The sequence below is a fragment of the Spongorhabdus nitratireducens genome (assembly GCA_947387575.1).
GTDB lineage: Bacteria > Pseudomonadota > Gammaproteobacteria > Pseudomonadales > Endozoicomonadaceae > CANDOC01.
Window position 1 is genome coordinate 278,781 of the sequence record CANDOC010000005.1, and the last position, 18,465, is coordinate 297,245.

At 50.6% G+C, this 18,465-nt stretch carries 16 protein-coding genes; 3 read left to right on the top strand and 13 right to left on the bottom strand.

Annotated features, from left to right (window positions below):
- Positions 1 to 149: 149 nt before the first annotated feature.
- Positions 150 to 2,093 carry an inositol phosphate phosphatase SopB gene (locus ACYZZ0_RS11460; protein ID WP_461536762.1) on the top strand — a complete coding sequence of 648 codons (1,944 nt, stop codon included), beginning with the start codon at positions 150 to 152 and terminating at the stop codon, positions 2,091 to 2,093.
- 7 nt (positions 2,094 to 2,100) lie between these two features.
- Here the strand turns inward: ACYZZ0_RS11460 and sctU are convergent, their stop codons facing one another.
- The 9 genes from sctU to ACYZZ0_RS11505 all read right to left on the bottom strand — a co-directional run bounded on the left by sctU (position 2,101) and on the right by ACYZZ0_RS11505 (position 9,251).
- The gene (gene sctU / locus ACYZZ0_RS11465) at positions 2,101 to 3,153 is read right to left on the bottom strand and encodes a type III secretion system export apparatus subunit SctU (RefSeq protein WP_461536763.1); all 1,053 of its coding nucleotides are present in this window, start codon (positions 3,151 to 3,153) and stop codon (positions 2,101 to 2,103) included.
- 15 nt (positions 3,154 to 3,168) lie between these two features.
- Positions 3,169 to 3,975 carry a type III secretion system export apparatus subunit SctT gene (gene sctT, locus ACYZZ0_RS11470; protein ID WP_461536764.1) on the bottom strand — a complete coding sequence of 269 codons (807 nt, stop codon included), beginning with the start codon at positions 3,973 to 3,975 and terminating at the stop codon, positions 3,169 to 3,171.
- A 2-nt stretch (positions 3,976 to 3,977) separates the two neighbouring features.
- On the bottom strand, positions 3,978 to 4,244 hold the full coding sequence (sctS, locus tag ACYZZ0_RS11475) for a type III secretion system export apparatus subunit SctS (RefSeq protein WP_461536765.1): 267 nt from the start codon (positions 4,242 to 4,244) through the stop codon (positions 3,978 to 3,980).
- A gap of 20 nt (positions 4,245 to 4,264) precedes the next feature.
- On the bottom strand, positions 4,265 to 4,918 hold the full coding sequence (gene sctR / locus ACYZZ0_RS11480; protein WP_461536766.1) for a type III secretion system export apparatus subunit SctR: 654 nt from the start codon (positions 4,916 to 4,918) through the stop codon (positions 4,265 to 4,267).
- 88 nt (positions 4,919 to 5,006) lie between these two features.
- Positions 5,007 to 6,068: a type III secretion system cytoplasmic ring protein SctQ gene (gene sctQ, locus ACYZZ0_RS11485; protein WP_461536767.1), complete on the bottom strand. Its 1,062-nt coding sequence runs from the start codon at positions 6,066 to 6,068 to the stop codon at positions 5,007 to 5,009.
- On the bottom strand, positions 6,068 to 6,721 hold the full coding sequence (locus tag ACYZZ0_RS11490) for a type III secretion HpaP family protein (RefSeq protein ID WP_461536768.1): 654 nt from the start codon (positions 6,719 to 6,721) through the stop codon (positions 6,068 to 6,070). Before ACYZZ0_RS11490 ends, sctQ begins: the two co-directional genes overlap by 1 nt.
- A 58-nt stretch (positions 6,722 to 6,779) precedes the next feature.
- Positions 6,780 to 7,244 (bottom strand): type III secretion system stalk subunit SctO, encoded by a 465-nt coding sequence (gene sctO, locus ACYZZ0_RS11495; protein ID WP_461536769.1) that lies wholly within the window; start codon positions 7,242 to 7,244, stop codon positions 6,780 to 6,782.
- Positions 7,245 to 7,255: 11 nt separating this feature from the next.
- Complete coding sequence (gene sctN / locus ACYZZ0_RS11500; protein WP_461536770.1) at positions 7,256 to 8,587, bottom strand: type III secretion system ATPase SctN; 1,332 nt, start codon at positions 8,585 to 8,587, stop codon at positions 7,256 to 7,258.
- Positions 8,588 to 8,756: 169 nt separating this feature from the next.
- Positions 8,757 to 9,251, bottom strand: a complete 495-nt coding sequence (locus tag ACYZZ0_RS11505; protein ID WP_461536771.1) for a type III secretion system chaperone — start codon at positions 9,249 to 9,251, stop codon at positions 8,757 to 8,759.
- Between the two features lie 310 nt (positions 9,252 to 9,561).
- Here ACYZZ0_RS11505 and tadA point away from each other — a divergent pair, with 310 nt between their 5' ends.
- On the top strand, positions 9,562 to 10,065 hold the full coding sequence (gene tadA, locus ACYZZ0_RS11510; protein WP_461536772.1) for a tRNA adenosine(34) deaminase TadA: 504 nt from the start codon (positions 9,562 to 9,564) through the stop codon (positions 10,063 to 10,065).
- Here the strand turns inward: tadA and ACYZZ0_RS11515 are convergent.
- Positions 9,992 to 10,798 (bottom strand): transglycosylase SLT domain-containing protein, encoded by an 807-nt coding sequence (locus tag ACYZZ0_RS11515; RefSeq protein WP_461536773.1) that lies wholly within the window; start codon positions 10,796 to 10,798, stop codon positions 9,992 to 9,994. The genes tadA and ACYZZ0_RS11515 overlap by 74 nt on opposite strands.
- A gap of 444 nt (positions 10,799 to 11,242) precedes the next feature.
- Here ACYZZ0_RS11515 and purL point away from each other — a divergent pair, with 444 nt between their 5' ends.
- Positions 11,243 to 15,145 carry a phosphoribosylformylglycinamidine synthase gene (gene purL, locus ACYZZ0_RS11520; protein WP_461536774.1) on the top strand — a complete coding sequence of 1,301 codons (3,903 nt, stop codon included), beginning with the start codon at positions 11,243 to 11,245 and terminating at the stop codon, positions 15,143 to 15,145.
- Between the two features lie 86 nt (positions 15,146 to 15,231).
- Here the strand turns inward: purL and ACYZZ0_RS11525 are convergent, their stop codons facing one another.
- The 3 genes from ACYZZ0_RS11525 to ACYZZ0_RS11535 all read right to left on the bottom strand — a co-directional run bounded on the left by ACYZZ0_RS11525 (position 15,232) and on the right by ACYZZ0_RS11535 (position 18,239).
- Complete coding sequence (locus tag ACYZZ0_RS11525; protein ID WP_461536775.1) at positions 15,232 to 15,771, bottom strand: hypothetical protein; 540 nt, start codon at positions 15,769 to 15,771, stop codon at positions 15,232 to 15,234.
- A gap of 228 nt (positions 15,772 to 15,999) precedes the next feature.
- Positions 16,000 to 16,845, bottom strand: a complete 846-nt coding sequence (locus ACYZZ0_RS11530) for a metallophosphoesterase family protein (protein WP_461536776.1) — start codon at positions 16,843 to 16,845, stop codon at positions 16,000 to 16,002.
- Positions 16,845 to 18,239, bottom strand: coding sequence for a sodium:proline symporter (locus ACYZZ0_RS11535; protein WP_461536777.1), 1,395 nt, complete (start codon positions 18,237 to 18,239; stop codon positions 16,845 to 16,847). Before ACYZZ0_RS11535 ends, ACYZZ0_RS11530 begins: the two co-directional genes overlap by 1 nt.
- Positions 18,240 to 18,465: the final 226 nt, after the last annotated feature.

Genomic DNA, 18,465 nt, shown 5'->3' on the forward strand with positions numbered 1-18,465 from the left:
GCTATTTATAGCGAACGCTGAATTGTTCTGAAAAAGGGCGGTCATTATGACCGCCCTTTTTTTATGAATAAAAATACCCGGAATTGTTTTCTGCCTTTAATCCTGTTTCTATATTAAAGATATAAAAATTGCGACAGGGATTGTTGGCAATGGGTGATTCTCCGAGGATAGGTGGCTCCAGCCATAATGTTAATCAAACAGAGCTCCAGCCTCTCCAGCAAGAAGAGCTTCAAGAAGGTGTCAGACATGATGAAGGAAGTTTCAGGCATCGTATTGTCAAAAGAATAAAAAAAGCCATTGTATCCCCGATCCGAACTGCCATTCATCAAGCCCGATACCATCCTAAAGGCACGGTCCCTCGTCCGCCACTCAACCGCCCAATAGAATCTCGAGATATCCAGCATTTAACCGAATCGCGTCAATTACTTAGTGAGCAAAAAGTCTTTGATGACGCAGAGGGACATACACTGGCAAAACTGTTTACCCTTGAAGAACGTCACTATGACTCTGCATTAAGAGTGCTTGAGCTTTGGAAAGATACTCAGGCGGGAGGATATTCGGATAAAAAGATCCTGAATCTTGAGCAGCAGCTGAAAAATGAAAAAAAACTCCAGCGGGAGCAGCTGCTATTAAAGGGGGAGCAGGGCGCTTCTAAGCCAGATATCAAACATGCTAAAAAACTGGGTGAGAATCTCCGTTCCAGACTAGCGAGCGCCGGGATTCCAGAAACTGTAGTTGACTCAAACTATAAATATCAACTCAATAAAAAACTTAATGAGCGCGAGTGGAAAGTCCTGCATAAAGTGCATGACACAAATGCGGGACGCCTTGAACATAGACAAGTCCCCGCAGCCAAAATGCAGCTGCAGGGAGTTGATGGGGCGCAAGGGGGGCGTGATATTCATGAAGAATCTTACGACGGACTGGGTGGGATAAGCTCACAGACAACAGATTCAAGGGTACATGCGGTTGATTTATGGACCTCCTCATTTAAAACACCAAAAGGTAAATTTAATTACAATGGGGTTCGGCATGGTATTCACTCGGCATTTGGTATTAAAGATGCCGCAACAAGGAAAGAGGCAAATATAAACCGGGCTAAAGAGTCGTTGGTTGCTGCCTTGACATTAAAACCGGAGTTACTTGGAAAAGCGCTTGCCAATCCTCAGCAATCTATACAACTTGATCTGACTTCCACTTCGTTGGTGACACCTGATGCCATCAGAAAAGGAGCCAAGAGTGAAGCCAAAATGCTGAAAGAACAGATGGAGGCGTTTGATCAGCTGTCGTCTCAGCGGCCATTGAAATTAACAGTGGTTGATCAGAATGGCAAAGCAACAACAATAAGGGTAAATTTTCGCATGGCAACCTTTAATTTTGGTGTAAATAAAGGAGCCCAGAAAAAATACCTTACCCCTTTTGTGGGCGGCTGGAAAACATCAGACAAGTATAACAAGCAGGGCTTAACCAATCTGCTGGGTAGTACCAAACCGGGTGAGATAAAAGGTATTGTTGGAGATTATCTAGCCAAACAGCAAGCGCAAATTAATGAGCTGACTGCAGAGTATGCCGATGACAAGGTTCCTATTGAGAAAAAAGCTGAAATCAGTGCAAAGATTGGCGACATGCTGAATCAGAGGCGTGTAGTAGAGCAACTTGCAGCCCAGACTCGTTCTATTTTCAATAGCAAGGCTCATCATAGTGAAGGACATGACACATATAAGATGCCTGCCCGTATTCTGCTACTAACAAGCCTGATAGAAGGCGTTCCCTTATCAAACTGCAAGAGTGGTAAAGACCGTACCGGAATGCTTGATGCTGAAGTTAAATTGCTGGCAACGATGACAGAGCGTGATGGTAAGGTGCCTGAGCCTGGTGCACGGTTATCTCCTGAAGATGCAGCCCTGTTCAGGGAAATCCTGATTCACAGTCAAAACCTCAAGATACAGGAATATAATACGGGGGCTGAAGGGTACAAGACTGAGGGTATCGATTCTATTGATGAGCACATCGGTAAAGAATATCTCAGTAAAGAAGAGTTCAAGGCATATCGAGCTCGAGTCAGAGGACTATCAGGCGCTGTACAGGCTTGAGAGGTTTCTAGTCTTCAGGTGTGTTCTGGTCTTTCAGCTCTTGAACCCACCTGAACACCTCTGCCACAGGCTCAATCAGATCTGCCGGAATATAGGATGCCAGTTCTGCATGAGCCATCAGGTTACGAGCCAGTGGTACATTTTCCATAACCGGAATATCGTACTTCTTGGCGATTGCGAGGATATATTTAGCATTGGTATTCGTTCCCTTGGCCATTACGATCGGTAGAGGGGTTTTACCTTTTTTATAGTGCAGGCCAATGGCGATTCGGGTCGGGTTTTTTATGACAACATCTGATTTTTTGACATCATCAGTGGAGTTAATCATCTCCTGATGAATCTGCTTCCTCTTACCCTTAATTTCCTGGTTACCTTCAGATTCTTTGTGCTCGCGTTTTACCTCATCCTTGCTCATCTTGTTTTGTTTGGTGAACTGTTGTTTTTCAAACATGAAATCAGCAACGGCAATAATGACAAAGGCGATCATGGCGTACATCAGCAATTTTTTCATAAGTACGCCGACAACAGGAAGAATGCAACTTGAGCCGCAATAAGGCAGATTGATCAGATCGCCAATACTGCCATGGATTACGTAATAGACAACAACGGATAGAAGGGCAATTTTTAGAATTGACTTAAGAAACTCAACCAGGTTTTTGATCGCAAAGATTTTCTTTACACCAGCAACCGGGCTGATTTTTTTGATATCCGGTTTGATCGACTCAAAAGCAATCAGAAAACCAAACTGCATTACATTACCAATGATCGCTGAAAACATGGCAACAACAACCAGCGGTAAAATCAGTGTCAGGGCCTGTTCGAGAATACCTTCAACCACAAGCTCAAGTGCCTCAAGAAACTCTTCGTTATAAACGCTGGGTGGTAGCAGCAACATTTCTTTGATGGCATTCATGTAGGTGTCGCTCATGGCCCAGAGCAGGCCCAGGACAGCAACCATACCTACGGTACCCGATACTTCCTTGCTTTTGGCGACCTGACCTTTTTTTCGTGCATCTCGCAGTTTTTTCGGGGTGGGTTCTTCGGTCTTTTCACCGCTCATGATCTCTTCCCCCGGTTACTGGAACAGGACTTTCAGTTGATCGAAAATACTGCCAAGACTGCGGGTCTGATGGCCTTTGGCCAGCACCATCAGGGATGATACATAAACCACCAGTACAGCGGCGGCCACGCCACTCTTGATCGGCATGGCCAGTACAAACACGTTTAACTGGGGGGCAGAGCGGCTGATCAGGGCAACGCCAAATTCGGTGATAAACATACTGATAGCGACCGGAGCCGCCAGCCACATGGCAATAGTAATCAGCAGGTCAAACTGGGTCAGGATAAACAGGGTACCACTGCTTTCCATTGATGGGTAAAACGAAAACACCGGCCACATGGCATAGCTTTTAAATAGATGTTCCAGCAATAACAGAAACAGCCCGCTCAAAATAAAAATGGTATTGAACGTCTGGGAGAAAAGCAGGCCCATCGGCGATGTTTCCGAACCAGACATCGGGTTCATGGTACTGGCCATGGAAGCACCCCGCTGGTTATCAATAAAGAAACCACAGGCTTCCAGCGCCCAGAAGGGAATGGCAATACAGAAACCAATGATCATTCCAATCATGGTTTCCTTCATCACAATGGCAAAATACATCCAGGCATCAAGATCGACTTCAGGTTTGCCGGCCTTGATGACTGGCAGAACGCAGAGTACCAATGCAGCAGCAACACCATTGCGGTTCATGGTGCCGCCCATAATCTTGCTGTTAAGAACCGGTACAAAAGCAAACAGGGCAAGGATGCGTGGCAGCCCCATGGAGTAGGCCGTCGTCCAGTCCTTCATCTGGACGACCATTTCAGCCGGAGGATCAAACACGGTTACTGGATCTCGGGGATCATATCGTACAGCCTGACCGAAAAGTTATAGATCTCAATCCCCAGCCAGCGCGCAGTAGCAAAGATGCTGATAATTACTGCAATCAGCTTGAAGGCGAAAGGCAGGGTTTGCTCCTGAATCTGGGTCAGTGCCTGCAGCAAACTCACCAGCAGGCCAACACCGGCGGCGGCAATAATGGGTGGCATGGACAGGATCAGGACCAGCAGCAAAGCATGTCCGGCCAGCGTCAGAACGTCTGTTTCAAACATACACCGCCTCCTTGCAGTGGTCAGTAGTAACTCAATACCAGTGAGTGAATCAGTCGGGTCCAGCCATTCAGCAGCACAAACAGCAGCAGCTTGAAGGGCAGTGATATGGTCATGGGCGACACCATCATCATACCCATGGCCAACAGAATATTTGAGATAATCAAATCGATAACAATAAACGGCAGATAGAGCAGGAACCCGATCTGGAAAGCGCGCGTCAGCTCGGTAATACAGAATGCCGGCAGCAGGATCAGCATGCTGTCACCGGTTAGCTCTCCCTGATACTTTTTGGGCCACAGGGTGCGGGCGGATTTCAAAAAGAAATTACGCTGTGCAGCGCTGGTATGCTTGATCAGGAACTGGCGATACGGAACAGAAGCATCATCAAAGGCTTCTACCCAGGACATGTCATTAAAGCTGAACTCCCGGTCTTTCAGGTCTTCGTAGGCATCAAAACCAATGGGTGCCATGATGTAGAGGGTCAGGATAATAGCCAGTGCATTCAGGGCCATGTTGGGTGGTACCTGCTGCAGACCGGTCGCATTTCGCAGGATATTGAACACTACCACCAGCTTGAGGTAGGACGTCCCCATAATGGCGATAAACGGCACCAGCGATAATGCTGCCAGCGGCAGCATTAAATAAAAGGGACTGGTAAGTGAATTCAGATCCATGAATTGCCTGCCTGTCTGCCGGGGAACGTCCTTTTACTGCAGGCCCCTGTTATCCTTGCTTCGGTTACCTTTGAGTACTCATAGTTGCCTATGAGCGCATGCGGGTAATCCTGGCGCCGATATGGCGGTTCACCTGAACCAGTTCACACTCGGCAATAATTTTGCCGTTGGCCCGAATGATCACCGGGCTTTCAGCATCCCGATCCAGCTCGAAGGTCATGCCGGGACGACAGCGTTGCAACTCGTCGAGGCTGATTTCCTTGTGCCCAATATCGAATGTCAGCTGCACCGGCAGTTCTGACAGATTAACCGGAGCTTCTGCCGCTGACTCTTCAGCCATATGCTCCATGTCATCGACCATTTCGTGCTGTGCTTCCAGAGCCTCTTCCGGGGAGGCCATTTCTTCTGACTCTTCCATGGCGTTGTGAACCCTTTCACCCAATGTGATTGTGTTGCCGGAAAGCGAGCCATCAAACAGCAGGTGATTGGCTATCGACACTTTAACTGTTGATTCGTCCTCAAAGTCACAATGTGACATTAAAACAATATCACCGGTCCCGAGGCTTTTAAGTTCTTCACCGTTAATTGTGCTTTCACCGGCACGACAGTAAACCGGTACGGTAATATCGGGCTGCCAGCCTGCTGCCGCTGCAGGCATCTGTTCCAGCAGTTTTTCCAGTAATGGTGTGTAGGTGAGAAAACCGCTGGTAAAACCCTCATCGGTACGGATTTCCAGTAATACTCCGGCTTCTGCTGCATCATGGTGCTGCTGGTCAGTACCGGCATTTTGTATCGCAAACTGAATACCCAAAGTCTGGGCCAGTTGTCCAAGGGCCTGATCAAAGCTGTAACTGAGAGCAGCCAGCATCAGCTCTTCCGGCATCTTGACTGCATTCTCGGCGGTCAGTTTGCCGGGCAGAATCAGATCAAAGCACTGTTCGCTCAGACGCAGGCTCTGGGTGGTATCGTCCTGCTGAAAATCAATACGGTACTTGTAGTCATGACTGGGGCCCGCTGGCTGCAACCGGACTTCAACATGGTGTTTACCCAGCTGCAGATCGAACGGCTCTCCATGCCGGCAGATCAGGTTGTCCAGTCTTACCTGCTCGGTTGCCAGCCGGGGCAGGGGAAGCGAGCGGGCGGCTGCCATCAGCTGTCATCCTCGTCTTCTTCGTAGTCACGCTGATCACGGGAACGGCCATCAGGATCATCCTGATCCCGGTCATTGCTTTCCATTTGCAGATCAACTGAAACTTCACCGAACTTTTCTTTCAGGTTGCTGAGCAGTTGTTCCTGTCCAGCGCTGATCACCTGATGGGCGTCAGGGTTGTTGGTGACAATGTTGACTTTCAGCTCACCATTAACCTGTTTAACGGTGATGTCCGTACCGGGTAGAAAGTCATTCTTGAGGGAAATTTTAACTTCGGAGGTGCCTTTGGCAGCATCGGCAGTGGTGGCAATTCTGTCGGCCAGCTGACGCATATCATTGGCCATATTCTCACTGCCGCGAGCCTGCTGAACAGCAACCTTGCCGGGCATCATTTCACCGGGGCCTGTTTGCATCTGGCCACGGGCTTCAATGCCGACCATCTGCTCTTCCATGCCCTGACTTTTCTTCTGCATCGCCCGCATCAATTCTTCCGGGCTTTGCTTTTTCAGCTTGGCTTCATCTTTCTTGCCGGACTTTTTACCGTCTTCTTCCATGCGCTTGCTGAAGTCGTCACTGTCCTTCTGACTGGCTTCTTTCGGCTCATCGGGCTGATTATTCTGTTGAGGCGCACTGCTCCCGTCAATTCTGCTCATTGCTGCGCTCCTTGCAGTCCCTGTATGTCACTGTCCATGTGCTAAAAATGCCCATGTGCTAAAAGTGATTGGGCTTGACGGTGAACTCTTCCAGTTCCAGTTCTTCAAGCCTTTCCTGTTCCTTGCGCTTCTCTTCGTCCAGCACCCGGGTAAACTCTTCAAACTTTTTGGTGGCCTGCATTGCCTTGCGATACGCTTCTTCAGCGGCGGCCAGCGTTTGCTCTGCTTTAACGACTTGTCCCTTGGCGTCATCTATCGCCTGCTCAAGCTGAAAGTCCTTTGCCCGCAGGTTGGCGACTTTTGCTTTCAGGCCACTCAGGTCGTTTTGTTTAACCTCTGTATTAATAATATTATCATATAAGCGCTGTTCTTCTTTATAGCGCCAGATTTTGTACTCTTCCAGTTCCTGTTCCCGCTTCAGTACTTCGGCCCGTGCTGCATCCAGATGATGCCGGCACTTTCTGACTTCATCCTGGGCTGACTTCTCCCGAATACGTTTTATCTTCAACAGATCATGCAGCATAACTCAGTCCGTTATCCGATCAGCTGCTGCAGCTGTTCCACATTGGTCTCAAAGGGAGACAGCTCGTCAGTGCGTTGCTGCAGGTAAGCTTTGATCGCATCGATTTTCTGCAATGCCTCATCGGCAACCGCATCAGCGCCGGCCTTATATTCGCCGACCTTGACCAGCAGCTCGATTTCTTCGTACTTGGCCAGCAGTTCCCTCAGCTTGCCTGCTGCAGCCTTGTGTTCATCAGAAGTGATGGCATTCATAACCCGGCTGGCGCTGCTGAGTACATCAATAGCCGGGTAATGGTTGGAGGCTGCCAGCTTGCGGGAAAGAATAATATGGCCGTCGAGAATTGATCGGGTTTCATCCGCGACTGGTTCACTCATATCGTCACCTTCTACCAGCACGGTATAAAGTGCGGTGATCGAACCCTTGTCATTCATACCCGCCCGTTCCATCAATTTAGGCAGGGTGGCAAATACGGAGGGTGGGAAACCCCGACGGGTTGGAGGTTCACCGGCTGCCAGACCAATCTCACGCTGGGCCCGGGCAAAACGGGTGACTGAGTCCATCAGCAGCAGTACACGTTGTCCCCGGTCACGGAAGTATTCAGCTACTGCTGTGGCGGTATAGGCGGCTTTGGCTCTTTCCATGGAAGAGCGGTCCGAGGTGGCGACGACAATAACCGATTTTTTAACACCTTCGGGGCCGAGATCGTGTTCAATAAATTCTCTTAGTTCCCGTCCACGTTCACCGATCAGGGCCAGCACCGTAACATCGACGTCCGCTCCCTTAACCAGCATGGACAGCAAGGTACTCTTACCTCCGCCGGCTGCAGCGAAGATACCCATCCGCTGGCCTTCGCCACAAGTCAAAACACCATCCAGTACTCTCAATCCGAGTGGCATCGGGCTATCGATGATTTTTCGTGTCATGGGGTCGGGGCAGGGCGCATATACCGGATAGAATGCATCAGGCTCGACGTCGTGAGGGAACAGATCAGGGTTGATCGGGTTACCCATGCCATCAAGTACCTGCCCCAGCAGGTGGTCGCCCACACCAATATGGTGGACCTTACCAGTAGGAATAACCTCGGTGTTGGAAGAAACTCCCATCATTTCACCAAGAGGGGAAAGAATTGCATCGTGCTGCTGAAAGCCAACCACTTCGGCATAGCTGACTTCAGTTTCTCCGGGGGTAACCAGCTCGCACAGTTCACCAATCTTGGCGCCCGGTACAGCAGCCTTGATAATCATCCCCTGTACTTCTGTCACTCGGCCACGAATATCGACCAGGCGACTGGTAGTAACCGCCGTTTCCAATGCTTCGGTGAGGTAATTCAATGCCTGTGACACACCGGACTCCCTTTCCCGTTCAAGATATCCCTGATATACATCGGCGGGCTGACTGATTAGATAACACTTGGGTCGCCACTAACATCTTCATAGCTTGCCAAAAAGAAAGGGCAGCTGAAGTGCTGCCCTTTTTGTGTTGCGGTGAAGTCTGCTGGATATAAATGGTGGTTTAAACCATCATGCCCATGTCATTGCCCGGTCCCGGAGGCGGAGTCTGGGATGGGGCCTGACCGCCGGTGCTACTACCGTCACCACCTTCAAAGTTGTCGACTTCGGTGACACTCCATTCCAGCGTATTAACAAATTTTTCCAAGGTGGATTCAAACTGGCCGTAATCGATTGAAGCGACCATAGAGCGAATCAGCAGCATTTCTGTCTGGTCGTGATTCAGCGCCAGGAAGGCACCCTGCATACTGTGATGTTGCAGATTCAGCGAAAGCAGATGTTCGTACTGGGCTTCCTTGCCTTTGGCATGTGCTTCCATTGGCTTGACGGAAGATACAAACACCAGCGCTTCATCTTCTTCCAGGTATTCCATGTTGACGATCAGGGTTTCATCAAAACACAGACCACAGGCGCCGTGTTCGTTGAGGCTCAGTTCTCCCAGACCGATGGTCTCGGCAAACTTTTGCAGGTTTTCCTCAACATGGGACTTGTAAGACATTGAACATACCCTCCGCTGGCATGTAACTGGGCAATTTGTTGCTTCCGCTGTCTGACCTGTTGCTTCGGGTATGAGGCTGTATCGGGTTCAGGTAATCAGACTGGAATAATAGTACCTTTGTTTTAGTATATATCGTGATTCCGGGAGTGTGGGGTTTTCGGCGGGTAGTTGTCGGCTCCATACGTGATCCGGTGCTGATAATCTCGCTTTTTTCATATCCTCGCTGCAGTCGAATTTTAATAAAATCAACAGGTTGGCAGACTCTTTTCAACAACAGGGTCAGCTATGGCATTGAATTTCAGAGCAGGGCATGACAATACAAAAAACAGATCAGGAGTGGATGGCTTACGCCATGCAGCTGGCGGCCAAAGGGGCAGAGGCCGGGGAAGTCCCGGTTGGTGCGGTTATCGTGCATGAGGGCAAAATTATCGGTGAAGGCTGGAATGCCCCAATCAGTAATAATGACCCTACTGCTCATGCCGAGATTACCGCACTGCGTCAGGCGGCTGCGACAATTGAAAACTACCGGCTGAGTGGTTGTACCCTCTATGTCACCCTTGAACCCTGCACCATGTGCGCCGGGTCCTTGATTCACAGCAGGATAGACCGGCTGGTTTACGGCACAACCGAGCCCAAGGCGGGTGCCGTCGTCAGTATGAGTCAGGTGCTGGAGCAGTCACATATGAATCATCAGGTAGAAGTTACCGGTGGCGTGCTGGCAGACGAGTGCAGTGAACAACTCAGTGCTTTTTTCCGCCGCCGCCGGGCCGAGAAGAAGGCATTGAAGCGGGCTGCTGGTTCAGCGCCAGATTAAATGAGCGGATCTGTTCTACATATTTAACCGGTTCCCGCCCACGGGCATAACCATAGCGGGTTTTACCATGCCACTGCGGATCCTCCAGCAGTGGCAGAATATGCATGACTTCATGCCAGTGGTTGGGGTTCATGCCTTTACGGCGTGTCAGTTCACGGGCATCCTGCAGGTGACCATAGCCGACGTTATAGGCTGCTAATGCCATCCAGGTACGATCCGGCTCCTGGATTTCCTTTGGTAGCCGATCATGCAGCTTTCTCAGGTAACATGCACCGCCCTTGACACTTTGAGCCGGATCCAGCCGGTTATTGATCCCCAGTTCTTTGGCCGTCTGGCGAGTTAGCATCATCAGGCCACGTACACCGGTGGGTGATTTGGCTTTTGGGTGCCAGTGAGATTCTTGATAGCTGACTGCAGCCAGCAACTGCCAGTCCAGCGCATATTGATGGGCAGCTTGGCGAAAAAGTGATTCGTACTGAGGCAGGCGCTGTCTGCAGCGCTGCTGCAGGATCTTTTGCTCTGCAGCTGACAGTGGGCGAGGGTGAAAGCCGGCCAGACCGGCAGCAACGCTGCCCCGGGTTGTTATTGTCAGGGTCGGGGCGTGTGACAGGTCGCCGGAAAGCGAAGCCCGGCAGGGAAGCAATATTAATCCGGCCAAAAGCATCAGCTGGCTGAGATATCTCAGAAGCTGCCAGCCATGCGCCGTTTTTTGTCGACCAGTCCCTGTTGTCATGCCCGATTTATTTCCCGATTCAGGAATAATTTGGACTATAGTTCACTGTTTTTGTTCCTGATCCCTGATGTTATGCCGGTTTGAGGGTTAATACCTGTATCGATAAGGAGGCGAGCAGGAAACAGGGCTTTCGTTCACGGCATGGCGCAGGTATCATACGCGTCCATCACTACTCTTGTTGCAGGCATACCGGCCGCACAAGATTATCCCGTGATAGAGCGACTTTACGCCTTCATGTAACAGGTCGGCTCAGGGGCACAGAAAAGCCATAAGAATTATGAGAACAGCGCTAACACTCCAGCGGGTATAACACCGGGCCTATATTGCACGGCCTCTGTTTATTGTGATGTTACCGGACATCGCAAACTGGCAATCAAGTGATGCTGAACCTGTCGCTGTCGTGAAGGTGGTTTGTCTGACTGATACCAGAGGACACTCAAAGCCATGCTGATCCTGCGCGGCGCGCCTGCCTTGTCTGAATTTCGCCTGCAAAAAAAACTGGACGTCCTGAAAGAAGCGGATCCTGCCGTCAGGGGGTTATACGCTGAATTTGTTCATTTCGCCGATGTGGCGCAGGAACTGAGTGATCAGGAGCTGCAGATTCTGCAGCAGTTACTGACTTATGGCCCTTCAGCTCAGCAACGGGAACCGGCTGGTCAATTACTGCTGACTACACCCCGTCCCGGCACAATCTCACCCTGGTCCAGCAAGGCCACCGATATTGCTCATAACTGCGGACTGAACAAGATCCGCCGGTTGGAGCGGGGTATTTGCTGGTATGTGGAGTACAGTGAAGCAATTTCCGAAGATGCCCGGCAGCGACTGGCTGCCGTCCTGCATGACCGTATGACCGAGATCGTACTTGGCAGCCCGGAAGATGCCGCCGTACTGTTTGAACAGTATGAGCCGGCTCCGATGGAGACTGTACCCGTCATCGCTGAAGGCCGTCCGGCACTGGAAGCTGCCAATATTCGGCTGGGCCTGGCCCTGGCTGATGACGAAATTGACTATCTGGTCGAGAGTTTCGAGGGTCTTGAGCGCGATCCGTCAGATGTTGAACTGATGATGTTTGCCCAGGCTAACTCTGAGCACTGCCGTCACAAAATTTTCAATGCTGACTGGGAAATTGATGGTGAGCTGCAGGACAAGTCCCTGTTTGCAATGATCCGCAATACTCATGAAATGCATTCGGAAGGTGTTCTGTCTGCCTATAAGGATAACGCTTCTGTTATTGAAGGCTCCAAAGCCGGGCGCTTTATGCCGGACAGCGACTCAAAAGTCTGGGGTGCGCAGGAAGAAGATATCCATATCCTGATGAAGGTGGAAACCCATAACCACCCCACTGCTATCGCGCCGCATCCCGGTGCTGCCACCGGCTCAGGTGGTGAGATTCGTGATGAAGGTGCAACCGGCCGCGGCTCCAAGCCTAAAGCCGGTCTGACCGGTTTTACTGTATCCAACCTGAATATTCCGGGCAAAGAGCAGCCATGGGAACAAGGCTACGGCAAGCCTGAACGGATTATGTCCGCGCTGGATATCATGCTGGAAGGCCCGATTGGTGGCGCTGCATTCAACAATGAGTTCGGTCGTCCCAACCTGTGTGGCTATTTCCGTACCTATGAACAGAAGGCCAATGGTGCTGCGGGTGCAGAAGTGCGAGGCTACCACAAGCCCATCATGATTGCGGGCGGTGTCGGTAATATCCGCGCCGAGCATGTGCAGAAAGGTGAAATTCCGGTTGGTGCCAAGCTGATTGTGCTGGGCGGCCCCGCCATGCAGATTGGTCTGGGCGGTGGTGCTGCCTCCTCAATGACTTCATCTGACGGTCAGGAAGACCTCGACTTTGCTTCGGTGCAGCGGGAAAATCCGGAGATGGAACGCCGCTGTCAGGAAGTTATCGATCGCTGCTGGCAGATGGGTGAAGCCAACCCGATCTGCTTTATTCACGATGTCGGTGCGGGTGGCCTGTCCAATGCATTCCCCGAACTGGTGAGTGATGGTGGTCGTGGCGGCCACTTTGAATTGCGCAATGTGCCCAATGATGAGCCGGGTATGTCGCCGCTGGCGGTATGGTCCAACGAATCCCAGGAACGTTATGTGATGGCTGTGGCGCCGGAGGATATGGATACCTTTGAAGCTATCTGTATTCGTGAACGCTGCCCGTTTTCTGTAGTCGGTGAAGCAACAGAAGAAGAGCACCTGCTGGTGACTGACAGTCACTTTGAAAACAAACCGGTGGATATGCCACTGGATGTGTTGCTGGGCAAGCCGCCAAAAATGAAGCGGACGGTTGAGCGGGTCAGTGTTTCTCACCAGCCGTTCGATACTGCTGAACTGGACTTGAATGATGCTGCTGAACGCATTCTGCGTTTGCCCACCGTTGCTGCCAAAAACTTCCTGATCACCATTGGTGACCGGACTATTACCGGGCTGGTGGCACGGGATCAGATGGTTGGCCCCTGGCAGGTACCGGTGGCTGACTGTGCGGTGACAGCATCATCCTTTGACAGCTACACCGGTGAAGCCATGGCGATGGGTGAACGGACTCCGGCAGCATTGCTGGATGCACCGGCTTCCGGCCGAATGGCGATTGGTGAGTCCATTACCAATATTGCTGCCGCCCGGATTGGCAAGATCTCTGATATCAAACTGTCTGCCAACTGGATGGCTGCGGCTGGTCATGCTGGTGAAGACGAGAAACTGTATGACACGGTAAAAGCTGTCGGCATGGAGCTTTGCCCGCAGCTGGGCATTACCATTCCGGTCGGTAAGGACTCCATGTCCATGAGTACTCGCTGGAAAGACAATGATGAAGACAAGTCGGTCACTGCGCCGCTGTCGTTGATTATTTCTGCCTTTGCTCCGGTGCAGGATATTCGCCGTACCGTTACACCTCAGTTGCGACTCGATCAGGGTGATACAGAAGTTATCCTGATCGATCTGGGTAATGGCAAGAACCGTATCGGTGGCAGTGCGCTGGCCCAGGTCTTCAATGAAACCGGTTCCCGCGCGGCGGATCTGGATCGTCCGGAACAGCTGGCGGCCTTCTTTGAAAGCATTCAGTCACTGTTGCAGGACGAACTGCTGCTGGCCTATCACGACCGTTCCGACGGCGGCCTTTACACCACTCTGATGGAAATGGCTTTTGCCGGCCATGCCGGTATGAATATCCATATCGATAAACTGCTGACCGGTGAAGCCACTCCGGCTGAGGTCCTGTTCAGTGAAGAACTGGGCGCTGTCATTCAGGTGCGGAGCAAGGATAAAGGGACGGTTAAGGATCGTCTGGCAGAAGCGGGTCTGGGAGATTGCACCCATACCCTGGGCAAGGTCGACAACAGTCAGCAGATCCGGATTCTGGCTGGCAAACATGAGCTGCTGAGCTGCAACCGTATCCGCTACCAGCGGATCTGGATGGAAACCACTCATGCCATGCAGTCACTGCGGGATAATCCGGAATGTGCCCGTCAGGAATACGATAACCTGCTGGATGACAGCGACAAGGGTCTGAACGTATCGGTTCACTGGGATATCAACCGGGATATTGCAGCGCCTTATATCAACTCCGGTGAGCGTCCCCGGGTTGCGATTTTACGGGAGCAGGGAGTTAACGGCCAAACTGAAATGGCAGCGGCTTTTGACCGTGCCGGCTTTGAAGCTGTTGATGTCCATATGAGCGATATTATCTCCGGTCAGGTTCAGCTAAGGTCGTTCAAGGGCATGGCGGCCTGTGGTGGCTTCTCATACGGTGACGTACTGGGCGCCGGTGAAGGCTGGGCTAAATCCATCCTGTTTAACAGTCAGGCGCGAGAGCAGTTTGCGGCTTTCTTTGACCGTACCGACAGTTTTGCGCTGGGTGTATGTAATGGCTGTCAGATGCTGTCTAATCTGCATGAGCTGATTCCGGGTGCCGAGCATTGGCCACACTTTGTTCGTAACCGTTCAGAACAGTTTGAAGCCCGACTGGCGATGGTTGAAGTTCAGTCCAATAACTCGGTATTCCTGAGTGACATGGCTGGCGCCAGGATGCCCATTGCGGTGGCCCATGGTGAAGGACATGCTGAATTCAAACGTCCGGCTCAGGTGAAGGCGCTCGAAGCCAGCAACCAGATTGCCCTACGTTATATCGATAATGCGGGTCGGGTAACCGAGCGCTATCCCTACAACCCGAATGGTTCTGTGGCGGGTATTACCGGTCTGACCAGCAGTAATGGTCGGGTGACCATTATGATGCCTCATCCCGAACGGGTATTCCGAGCCGTGCAACATTCCTGGAAACCGGATGGCTGGCAGGAAGATGGACCATGGATGCGAATGTTCCGTAATGCCCGGGTCTGGGTTGATTAACCGCTGAAATAAAAACTCCCGCTTCTGGCGGGAGTTTTATTATGAGTGAATAAAATGTCGCGTTGCTCAATATGAAAGCCGGTGTTTTATACCTCTTCACCAAAACCGGGGAGGTGTCTGAAAACAATGCTTGAAGCACTGGGTTCACTGAAGTTGGGAACAGTCTTTGCGTGATGATCCTTTACCAGCTGGTTGGATTGAAGGCGTTGGTTTACAAACAGGCAGGTATCCTGAAGAGTCACGGCACTTCGCTCCGTCAGTGATTTCACCTTACGACCTGTCAGCTGGATATCTTTGTCAGAGTTTGCTTTGGGTAGAGAGTTTAGCCATTTCACAGCATCTGCTTGCTGGCTTTCATTTTTTAACTGAATATCGTTAATAGCCCGGTTAACTTTTTTGCCAACGAGAGGAACGAATTGCAGCACTGTATAGACACTGCGAAGGAACCAGGCTTTTTTTCGTGATTTCTGGCCTAGATGTAACTGTCCTTTTTCATCCATTCTGACAGTCGAAGCCATTGCTTTGGCTTTTCTGCCTTTATTTTGGGTATTTCGGGCAACCATATCGTCCAGTTGCTGGAGCCTGGAACGATCTGTATCCCCAAGTCTGACGCTGGGTTTGAGCATGAGCTTATCTTCCCTGATAAGAGCAGGAGCTGTTTTTTATTAATATAGAAGAATTTCGAAGAGCTGAATTATTGTAGAGATACTCCTGATTAATTTGGATTGACCTTTACCTATATTCAGTGATCAAGCGTTAATAAAGTGATCATACAAAAAACTGGAATCCGGCATAGATAATGCTAAGTATCAAGAGGGTATCCTTCTTACAGGATACCCGAATGAAAAGACGGATCAGAGTAACAAAATACTTCCTGTTTCCAGAGGAATATCTTGCTGTTTTCTTTCTTCTTCCGGAAGGATATCCAGACTGGGCCAGATGCCGGTTATGAGCGTCTGGTGATAACCAGCTTTCAAGCCCTGTTTAACCATAGCCTGAGCGGCGTCTTTAAAGGGATATGAAAGCCGCTCAAGCCGGATGTCCAATCCCGAATTTTCAGCTGAAGGAGTCAGCAGTGCATACCAGCCATCAGGCGTGCCATCGTTTGCCGGCATACCAATAACACCCGGGTTTAGCCAGAGCTTGTCACCAATTTGTTGATAAAACGGCAATCCACAATGTCCACCAATAATGACATCTGTTCCAGCCTGTTGCAGATTCCTTCGTTTTTCTTCCTCAGATGTTGAGGCAAAAATATAATGGTTATTCTGCTCCATGCTGCCGTGAATAACAGTAAAGCGCTTTCCCGCCAGAGAGAACAAAATCTTTTGTGGGCGTGTTCTTAGCCACTGACGACTGTCGTTGCTTAATCTGGATGCAGCATATCTGTACCACTGCGCTGACAGCAGGTCACACTGGGTACCGCTCTCAAAGCCGCAGCCACAGTCGCCCAGATCATTACCGAAGGACTCTTCACAGTTGCCTTCAATAACGGCAATGCCCCATTCCTTGATCAGTTGAACGGTTTCTTCCGGCTCAGCACAATAAGCCACGGTATCGCCGGTACAAATAATATTCTGTACCGGGATATTATGCTGTTCAGCTATGGCTTTGATCGCTTGTGTAGCCTGAAGGTTACTGTAGGGGCCACCAAAAACCAGTACGGGTCCATTCAGTTCGCCTAAATCCTGCGTCCGCATCAATCAATACTCCGTGCAGCCGATGTCCGATGACCGGTCATCAAACCCAGCAAGAATGCACCACAGCCAGCGAACAGAACAGCAATGCAGATCACCAACAGCTTGGAATATTTATGACTGATATCCAACATTGGGCCGATCAGGTCGGTATGGCCTGAAGACTCGGTAAAATAAAGTGCAGCCCCGGCCAGTGCGGTTACAAAGGCAGCCCGGTAGCTCCAGACCGGAATATCTCTCTGGTTACCCCAGAGTGAAAACAGAATAACCGGGGTGAGGTACATGGAGACCGTACCGCTGACGGCAACGGCACTGAAAATATCCTTGTTGCCAAGAAAGACCAGGCCCAGACCGGCCAGCATAAACAGCGCCATAATCAGACGGCCATTGGTCACGCTGGCATGAACGCATTTCATATCAACAGCAACCAGCTTGGATGCACTGGACAGGGTGGAGTCGAGGGTAGACATGGCCGAGATCACCAGCGCCAGGCTGAACAACAGCATTGGTGTTTCGCCCAGCAGACGGGTCAGGGTAGCATTCATATCTTCACCGCTGACGGTATTGGCGCCGGCAAATACACCCAGTAATCCGAACAGAATGATACAGAGGGTTGCCAGCCAGCCGGCATGAAGAAAACTCTTGCGGGTTGTTGCTCGATCAGCCAGGAAGCCGCGATCCATCATGACTGGATCATGCATCGGATAGCTCCACACCTGCAGTAGGGCAACGGCTATCAGTACCGGACCGGGTTCAGTGATATCAAAGGGTTTGAATAACAGGGTGGCGGTGGAGAATTCACTATGCCCGAACATCAGCAGTACCAAAGCTGTCAGTACCACCATAAACAGACTCATCTGCAGGACATCGGTTTTCAGGGATGTCTGCAATCCTCCCAGTGCGGCATAAGCCAGCGTGATAATGGCAAAACCGACAATTGCAAGGGTATAAATCTGACTGCCGGCAGCCCCGAACAAAATGCCAATCACCAGCAGGTTGGCAAAGACTTCGCTTACAAGGCGGATACCAATGACAAAGTTGTAGCAACGAGTGCCGGTTGCACCGAAGCGGTCTTTCAGAAACGCCTGCACTGAATCATATCCATGCCGGAAGCGCAGGCTGTCGATAATCATGCCACCGGTAATAAACGACAGATAGTAAGCTGCATAAGCCAGTGTGCCCCACAGGCCATAGTAGTAACCAAGAATGGCAGCGTTCAGCAGTGAGCGGGCAAATATCCAGGTTGTAACTTGAGACAATACCAGTGTCAGCAACGTAGGTGCTTTTCCGGTTGAGCTTTTACCGTGAAAAAATGATTCGGACTGATTACTGGGTCGTGCAATAAAAAACGACAATAAAAGTATGGCGATCGACGCCACCGGCAGAAAATAGGACATACAGACGGAATTCCTTGTGTAACAGCCACGCTCTTTTTACCGGCGTGTCAGATTTAACAGTCGACTACTGTCTGTACGTCAGCAAACCCGTTTCGGATTCAGATTATTTACGATAAAGCCACAGGCAAATAGTGGTGTTAATCGCTGCAGCAAGACAGAACAGCAGTAACAGTGTTGATGTTTCCATAGTTTCCCCCCGATTGTTTTTCATTATCAGGCTGATCAG

Bases quoted from the DNA above. Each gene is read 5' to 3' on its own strand.
- ACYZZ0_RS11460 (WP_461536762.1), top strand. From the start codon at position 150: ATGGGTGATTCTCCGAGGATAGGTGGCTCCAGCCATAATGTTAATCAA.
- sctU (WP_461536763.1), bottom strand. From the start codon at position 3,153: ATGAGCGGTGAAAAGACCGAAGAACCCACCCCGAAAAAACTGCGAGAT.
- sctS (WP_461536765.1), bottom strand. From the start codon at position 4,244: ATGTTTGAAACAGACGTTCTGACGCTGGCCGGACATGCTTTGCTGCTG.
- sctR (WP_461536766.1), bottom strand. From the start codon at position 4,918: ATGGATCTGAATTCACTTACCAGTCCCTTTTATTTAATGCTGCCGCTG.
- sctQ (WP_461536767.1), bottom strand. From the start codon at position 6,068: ATGGCAGCCGCCCGCTCGCTTCCCCTGCCCCGGCTGGCAACCGAGCAG.
- ACYZZ0_RS11490 (WP_461536768.1), bottom strand. From the start codon at position 6,721: ATGAGCAGAATTGACGGGAGCAGTGCGCCTCAACAGAATAATCAGCCC.
- sctO (WP_461536769.1), bottom strand. From the start codon at position 7,244: ATGCTGCATGATCTGTTGAAGATAAAACGTATTCGGGAGAAGTCAGCC.
- ACYZZ0_RS11505 (WP_461536771.1), bottom strand. From the start codon at position 9,251: ATGTCTTACAAGTCCCATGTTGAGGAAAACCTGCAAAAGTTTGCCGAG.
- tadA (WP_461536772.1), top strand. From the start codon at position 9,562: ATGACAATACAAAAAACAGATCAGGAGTGGATGGCTTACGCCATGCAG.
- ACYZZ0_RS11515 (WP_461536773.1), bottom strand. From the start codon at position 10,798: ATGACAACAGGGACTGGTCGACAAAAAACGGCGCATGGCTGGCAGCTT.
- purL (WP_461536774.1), top strand. From the start codon at position 11,243: ATGCTGATCCTGCGCGGCGCGCCTGCCTTGTCTGAATTTCGCCTGCAA.
- ACYZZ0_RS11525 (WP_461536775.1), bottom strand. From the start codon at position 15,771: ATGCTCAAACCCAGCGTCAGACTTGGGGATACAGATCGTTCCAGGCTC.
- ACYZZ0_RS11530 (WP_461536776.1), bottom strand. From the start codon at position 16,845: ATGCGGACGCAGGATTTAGGCGAACTGAATGGACCCGTACTGGTTTTT.
- ACYZZ0_RS11535 (WP_461536777.1), bottom strand. From the start codon at position 18,239: ATGTCCTATTTTCTGCCGGTGGCGTCGATCGCCATACTTTTATTGTCG.